Origin of the sequence: Roseiarcus sp. (genome assembly GCF_052145395.1) — a bacterium.
In the GTDB taxonomy this organism is placed as follows: domain Bacteria; phylum Pseudomonadota; class Alphaproteobacteria; order Rhizobiales; family Beijerinckiaceae; genus Roseiarcus.
Map to the genome: position 1 here is coordinate 1 of NZ_JBKQOT010000575.1, position 5,552 is coordinate 5,552.

A 5,552-nucleotide genomic window follows, 5' to 3' on the forward strand; every position below is an offset into this window, starting at 1 on the left:
ATGGCGCGTCCGCGGACGAGCTCATGCTCGCCATCGACTGCGGCACGCAGTGCGTCCGGGCGCTGCTCATCGACCTTAAGGGAAACATCGTCGCCAAGCGCCAGCAGACGCTTGACGGCTATGTGTCGGCTGAGGACGGATGGCTCGAGCACGACGCCGAGGCGTTCTGGCAGGCGAGCGCCGCGGTCTCACGAAGGCTCTCGGCGGAAGTCCCCGACCTGATCGCGCGCGCCAAAGGCGTCGTGGTGACGGCGCAGCGCGGCTCGCTGACGCTCGTCGACGACAAGGGCCAGCCGCTGCGTCCTTTCATCATCTGGCTCGATCAGCGGCGCGCGCACCGCACGCCGCCGATCCCGCTCTGGTGGCGCGCCGCGTTCATGGCGGCGCGGGTCGGCGGGACGATCGACCATCTCGCCAGGGAATCGGAGCTCAACTGGATCGCGGAGCACGAGCCGGAACGACTTCAGCGCACGCACAAGGTCTTGCTCGTTTCCGGTTGGCTCAATTACCGGCTGACGGGGCGCTTCGCCGATTCGGTCGGCTCGCAGGTCGGCTACCTGCCGTTCGATTTCAAGCGCCACGACTGGGCGCGGGGATGGGACTGGAAATGGCGCGCCCTCGCCGCGACGCGCGACATGATGCCGGACCTCGTCCCGGTCGGCTCCATTCTCGGCTCGCTGACCCGCGACGCCGCGGAGGCGACCGGACTGCCCGCAGGACTGCCGGTCGTCGCCGGCGCTGCGGACAAGGCCTGCGAGGTCCTCGGCGCCGGCGCGATCTCGCCCGAGGTCGGCGCGATCTCCTACGGGACGACGGCGACGATCAACGTAACGATGTCTCGCTATTTCGAGGCGACGCCCTTCATCCCGCCCTATCCGGCCGCGCTGCCGGGCAAGTTCATCGCGGAGGTGCAGATCTTTCGCGGCTTCTGGATGGTGAACTGGTTAAAGGAGCAATTCGGTCACCCGGAAATCGCGGCCGCTCCGCTCGAAGGCGTTTCGCCGGAGGCGCTGTTCGATCGGCTCGTCCAAAATGCGCCGCCAGGAAGCGACGGCCTGATGCTGCAGCCCTATTGGACCCCCGGCGTGCGCACCCCCGGCCCGGAGGCGCGCGGCGCGGTGATCGGCTTCACCGACGCGCATACGCGCGCGCATCTCTTTCGCGCCATTCTCGAGGGGCTCGCCTACGCGCTGCGCGAAGGCTCAGAGCGCATCGCGGCTCGGACGCGCGTTCCGGTGACGAGCCTTCGCGTGTCCGGCGGCGGCTCGCAGTCGGCCGCGGCGATGCAGGCGACCGCCGACATCTTCAACCGGCCGGCCGCGCGGCCGCACACGTTCGAGACGTCGGGGCTCGGCGCCGCCATCGTCGGCGCGGTGGGGCTCGGCTTGCACCGCGATTATGCCGCGGCGGTCGGCGAGATGACGCGTCTGGGCCAGACGTTCGAGCCCGATCCCGCCCACGGCGCGCTGTACGAAGAGGTCTACAGCCGGGTCTACAAGCGCATGTATCGCCGTCTTGCGCCCCTCTACGAAGAGCTTCACCGAACGCTCCGCCATGGGCGGTGAGCGGGGCTGCTCCACGAAGGCTGGCGCCAGCCGGCGTGGGGACGACGCTCCGAAACGCGAGGACCGCGAGCCGTCTCCGGCTCGCGGTCCTTCACGTCAACCGGGACGCGCGCGCTTCTCAGACCGGCGCCAGGGGCCGGCTGACCCAGATCAACCCAAGACTACGCCCTCGAGGTCTTGGATACCCTCGCGCGCGAGCTCCCAGCGCTGCGGCGAGCGCCACAGACGCGAACGCAGGAGCTCGCGCTCGTAGATGAACTCCTTGGGAATCCGGTCGAAGAAGCGGTCAAACAACTCCTCGTGCGAATGCGCCTCCTCCGCGCCCTCCTCCCTGCTGACCGCCATGAGGTCGTGGAACGTCTTGCGGTCGTAGTTAAGGCCGCGCCAGTCGATGTCCTCGTACCGGGGCATCCAGCCGATCGGGCTCTCCACCGCGTAGCCGCGCCCGTGCAGGCGGTCGACGATCCACTTCAAGACGCGCATGTTCTGGCCGAAGCCGGGCCACAGGAAGTTGCCGTCGTCGTCGCGGCGGAACCAGTTGACGCGGAAGATGCGCGGCGGGTTGGCGACCTGCCGTCCCACATTCAGCCAGTGGTTGAAGTAGTCGGCCATGTTGTAGCCGCAGAACGGCAGCATGGCCATGGGGTCGCGCCGCGTCGCGGTCACGCCGATCGCCGCCGCCGTCGCCTCAGAGCCCATCGTGGCCGCGAGATAAACGCCGTGCGACCAGTTGAACGCCTGGAAGACGAGCGGCATGTTCTTGCGCATCCGGCCTCCGAACAGGAAGCCGCTGATCGGCACCCCGGCCGGATTCTCCCAGTCCGGGTCGATCGACGGGCACTGAGAGGCCGGCGCGGTGAAGCGTGAATTCGGATGCGCCGCGGGACGGCCGCACCCGGGAGTCCAGTCCTTGCCGGTCCAGTCGATCAGATGAGCTGGCGGCTTCTCCGTCATCCCCTCCCACCAGATGTCGCCGTCATCGGTCAGCGCCGTGTTGGTGAAGATGGAGTTCTTGGTACAGCTCGCCATGGCGTTGGGGTTCGACTCATCGTTCGTCCCCGGCGCCACGCCAAAGAACCCGGCCTCGGGATTGATCGCGCGCAACACCCCAAGCTCGTCCTTCTTGATCCACGCGATGTCGTCGCCGACCGTGGTGACCTTCCAGCCTTCCATCTCTTTCGGCGGCACCAGCATGGCGAGGTTCGTCTTGCCGCAGGCGCTCGGGAACGCAGCGGCGAGATAGGTCTTCTCGCCCGTCGGCGAGTGGATGCCCGTGATCAGCATGTGCTCGGCGAGCCAGCCTTCGTCGCGGGCGATCACGGAGGCGATGCGCAGGGCGAGACACTTCTTGCCGAGCAGCGCGTTGCCGCCGTAGCCCGAACCGTAGGACCAGATCTCGTAGGTCTCCGGGAAGTGCACGATGTACTTGCGGCTGATGTCGCCTTCGCAGGGCCAGGGCACGTCGTTTTGTCCCGGGGCCAGAGGCGCGCCGACCGAGTGCATGCAGGGGACGAAGTCGCCGTCGCCGAGCACGTCGAGCACGGCGCGGCCCATACGCGTCATGATCCTCATATTGACGACGACATAGGGGCTGTCGGTGATCTGCACGCCGATCTTGGCGATCGGCGATCCGAGCGGCCCCATACTGAACGGGATGACGTACATGGTGCGGCCGCGCATGGAGCCGTTGAAAAGCCCAAGCAACGTAGCGCGCATCTCCGTCGGCGGCGCCCAGTTGTTGGTGGGGCCGGCGTCGACCTTGTTGGTCGAGCAGATGTACGTTCTTTCCTCGACCCGCGCCACGTCGGAGGGGTGCGAGCGTGCGAGGTAGGAGTTCGGGCGTTTCTGCTGATTGAGGCGGATGAAGGTGCCCGACTTGACCATTTGCTCGCACAGCGCGTCGTTTTCCTCGACCGTGCCGTCGACCCAATGGACGTTCTTGGGCTTGCACAGATGCCGCATCTGGTTCACCCAGGCCAGAAGGCGTCCGTTGGCCACACCGCCCGGCGCATTAACGGCGGCGGCATTTGCGGCGGGTGTGTTCAGTTCGTAGTCCACAACAATCTCCCTGGTCTTCACACGCGCCCCCACCCGTCTTTGCATGCCCTGATGGGACCCGCTTAAGGCTGCGGTCGCGAAACTCCGTTGACGACCCGACCTCCCGCCCGACCCGATCGCGGGCGGACCCGGACCGACGACACTGATCCGGGGCGCCCTTCAGGGCGGGCGTTCGGAACGTCTCCGAGGCCCTTCGAGCAGCGAGTGTCCACCGCCAAGCGACAACCCTCAATGTGGCAGATTGCGGCGCCCTGCGGTATGATCCGATTTGATGACGCCGCCGCCCGTTGCAGGGCGAGAACGAGTGCGCGACGTTGCGTGGGCCGCCCGCACGGATCGCGGCCGGATCCGGCGGCCGGAGACTGCAGCGGGCGCCGCGACTTATCGTCGCGGTCGGGACGAAAGGCGGCCCTTGTCGCGGCGCGCGATCGCGGCCGAAACTATCGCTCCACGCCCGTTTCCGGGCGCCTTGACGGCAAACGACGAGCGGCGGGGCGCCGAAGCCCGCCGCGATGATTGACCGCATCGGCCCCGGACCCCGCGACGCGCTACGATGATGGCGGCTGGCGATCGCGGTCGCCGCGCTAAGACCAAAGGCTCGGACGCCCAAGAGGGAAAGTGGCTATGAACATCTGTATCTTTTCGGGGCGAACATGTTAGTTCGTTCCTGGTATCCGAGGGGGACGAGAGCCCGGGCGCGCTGGGAACGCCTGATCGCTGCGGCTCAGGGCAGCCGGAGCGGAGCGGCGCATCTGGCCGCAGTGTTCCCTCGCGACGATCGACAACTGCCGGGCGAAGGGTGACGAGATGACGCTACCTTTGGAACAACTCGAAGATCTCCGCCGGCGCCACGAGGCGGTCCTGGTCGGAGGCGGCGCGGACAAGCTCGCCGAGCGGCGCAAAAAGGGCTTGATGACGGCGCGGGACCGGCTCGACGCGCTCTTCCAGGAGGACACGTTTCAGGAACTCGGCGCCCATGTGCGTCATTCCGGGCGCTTCTTCGGGATGGAGAACAAGGTGCTGCCCGCCGACGGCGTCGTCGTCGGCACGGGCTATGTCGGCGGCCGGGTGGTCGCGGCGTTCAGCCAGGATTTCACCGTTGTCGGCGGTTCGCTCGGCAAGATGCACGCCAAGAAGATCGTGGCGCTGATGCAGCAGGCCGCCAAGCTCGGCGCGCCGATCGTCGCCTTCAAGGATTCTGCCGGCGCCCGCATCCAGGAAGGCGTCGACGCGCTCTCCGGCTACGGCGACGTCTTCTACATGAACGTGCTTTTGTCCGGCGTCGTTCCGCAGATCGCCGTGGTCTGCGGACCCTGCGCGGGCGGCGCGTCCTATTCGCCCGCGCTCATGGACTTCGTCGTCATGACCCGGAAGAACGCCTACATGTTCATCACTGGGCCGGAAGTGATCAAGGCGGTGACTGGCCGGGCGGTGACCATGGAGGAGGTCGGCAGCGCCGACATGCACGCCTCGGTTTCCGGCAATGTGCATTTTCTCGCCGAGGACGATGCCGAGGCGATCCGCATCGTCCAGAAGCTGCTTTCCTATCTGCCCGAGAACAACTCCGAGGACCCCCCGCACCTTCCGACCGCGGACATCTCGCTCGCCGGGGACGAGGCCATCTACGCCCTCATCCCGGACGATTCGCAAATGCCGATGGACGTGCGCGGCATCATCGAGCATATCGTCGACCCCGACGAATTCCTCGAGGTGCACCGGTCCTTCGCCGAGAATCTGATCGTCGGCTTTGGAAGGATCGAGGGCATGGTGGTCGGCGTCATCGCCAACCAGCCGGCGGTCCGCGCCGGGGCGCTCGACATGGACGCAGCCGACAAGGGCGCGCGCTTCATCCGCTTCTGCAACTGCTTCAACGTTCCGCTCGTCACGCTCGTCGACGTTCCCGGCTTCATGCCCGGCGTGGAGCAGGAG

The 5,552-nt window shown here is 67.1% G+C and carries 3 protein-coding genes; 2 read left to right on the forward strand and 1 reads right to left on the reverse strand.

Translation table 11 applies throughout. From position 1 onward, the window contains the following. The coding region (locus ACLP25_RS19855; RefSeq protein WP_442470883.1) for an FGGY-family carbohydrate kinase at positions 1-1,565 on the forward strand (1,565 nt) is incomplete at its 5' end. 150 nt (positions 1,566-1,715) lie between these two features. Here the strand turns inward: ACLP25_RS19855 and ACLP25_RS19860 are convergent. Continuing rightward, positions 1,716-3,623 carry a phosphoenolpyruvate carboxykinase (GTP) gene (locus ACLP25_RS19860; protein ID WP_442470884.1) on the reverse strand — a complete coding sequence of 636 codons (1,908 nt, stop codon included), beginning with the start codon at positions 3,621-3,623 and terminating at the stop codon, positions 1,716-1,718. An 807-nt stretch (positions 3,624-4,430) separates the two neighbouring features. Here ACLP25_RS19860 and ACLP25_RS19865 point away from each other — a divergent pair. After that, on the forward strand, positions 4,431-5,552 hold a 1,122-nt coding region (locus tag ACLP25_RS19865; RefSeq protein ID WP_442470885.1), incomplete at its 3' end, for an acyl-CoA carboxylase subunit beta.